Origin of the sequence: Streptomyces sp. ICN903 (assembly GCF_022015835.1) — a bacterium.
Lineage (GTDB): Bacteria > Actinomycetota > Actinomycetes > Streptomycetales > Streptomycetaceae > Streptomyces > Streptomyces fenghuangensis.
This window is the reverse complement of sequence record NZ_JAKMAY010000538.1, coordinates 1-1,703: the sequence shown is the minus strand read 5'-3', so window position 1 is coordinate 1,703 and position 1,703 is coordinate 1. Positions and strand designations below refer to the sequence as shown.

General features: G+C 77.5%; 1 protein-coding gene. It reads left to right on the top strand.

Annotated elements, in window-relative coordinates:
- The coding region (locus L7D48_RS28600) for a lipid II flippase MurJ (protein WP_237883978.1) at positions 1–1,673 on the top strand (1,673 nt) is incomplete at its 5' end.
- Between the last annotated feature and the right edge of the window lie 30 nt (positions 1,674–1,703).

Below are 1,703 nucleotides of genomic sequence, written 5' to 3'. Positions count from 1 at the left end.
CGTCCGCACCCGCACCCGCCCCCGGTTCCGGCTCCGGTTCCGCGCCGGGCAGGCGGTTCGTCGCCCGGGCCGCCGCGGCCACCGCGGTCCTCACCGCCGCCGGCTCCTTCTTCGGCCTGGTGCGGGACCAGACCATCGCCCACCTGTTCGGCGCGGGCAGCGAGACGGACGCGTTCCTGGTGTCCTGGACCGTCCCCGAGTTCGCCTCGACGATCCTCATCGAGGACGCCATGGCGCTGGTGCTGGTACCGGCGTTCAGCCTCGCGCTGTCGCGCCGCGCCGCGGTCCGCGGGACCGGGGAGGGAGGCACCGGCGCCTCCCTCCCCGAGAACCCCGGGAACCCCGGGAACCCCGCCGACCCGGTGCGCGCACTGCTGGCGGCGACGCTTCCCCGGCTGCTCCTGGCACTGGCGTGCGCCGCCGCGGCCGTGGCGCTGCTGGCGCCGCTGCTGGTGGGTGCCCTCGCGCCCGGCCTGGCCGACCCCGGCCTGGCGGTGGACTGCACCCGGCTGACGGCCGTCACCGTGCTGGGCTTCGGAACCGCCGGGTACTTCAGCGCGGCCCTGCGCGCCCACCGCAGCTTCGTGCCCCCGGCGGCGATCTACTGCGCCTACAACATCGCCATCATCGCCGTGGTGCTGGGACTGCACGCCCGGTGGGGGGTGCGCGCCGCCGCGCTCGGGGTGGCCGCGGGCAGCCTGGCGATGGCCCTGGTCCAGCTCCCGGCGTTCTGGCGGCGCCTGCCCCTGCGCACCGCCGAGACCCGGCGCGCGCGCCGCGGCGCCCGCGCCGTACGCGCCCCGCGCGCCGCGGCGCTGGTGGGCTGGGGCGTGGTCGCCCCGGTGGCCGTCTTCGCCCTCTCCCGCCAGTCGCAGGTGCTCGTCGAGCGCTTCCTGGCCTCCGGGCTGCCGCCCGGCGCGATCTCGCACCTGAACTACGCGCAGAAGATCGCCCAACTGCCCATGACGTTCTCCCTGCTGCTGTGCACGGTCACCTTCCCCCTGGTCGCCCGGGCCATGGCCGACGGCCGGACCGAACGGGCCCGGCGGCGCGTGGAGCGCGATCTGGTGCTGGCCGCGACGGTGGTGCTGCTGGGGGCCGCGTACGTGATCGCCTACGCCCCCCAGATCGTCCAGCTCCTCTTCGAGCGGGGCGCCTTCGGCGCCGCGGACACCGCCGCCACCGCCTCGGTCATGCGCGTCTACGCCACCGGACTGCTCGGCCACTGCCTGGCCGGCGCCCTGGTGCGGCCGTTCTTCGCCACCGCCCGGCCCGTCTGGTACCCGGCCGCCGCGATGGCTGCCGGCCTGCTGCTCACCGTCGCGGCCGGCGCACTGGCAGCCCCCCACTGGGGCGTCCACGGCATCGCCGCGGCCAATGCCGCCGGGATCACCACCACCGCGCTGCTGCTCCTGCGCGGCCTGCGCACCCGCGTCCTGCCCGTCCGGGTGCGCACGGTGGCGGCCGGTCTGGTCCGGCTCGTCCTGGCCGCGGCCGCGGCCACCGCGGCCGGCCTGGCCGCCGCACCGCTCCTGCCCTCCCCGGTCCCCACCGCCGTCGCCGGGGCGCTGGTCGTCCCGGCCGCCTTCACCGCCGCCGCGCTCGCCGTCCGGGCGCCCGAAGTACCGCAGCTCCTCACCGCCGTCACACGAAGGTTCCGCCATGCCCGCTGATCCAGCCCGCACGACCGCACCCGCCCCCTC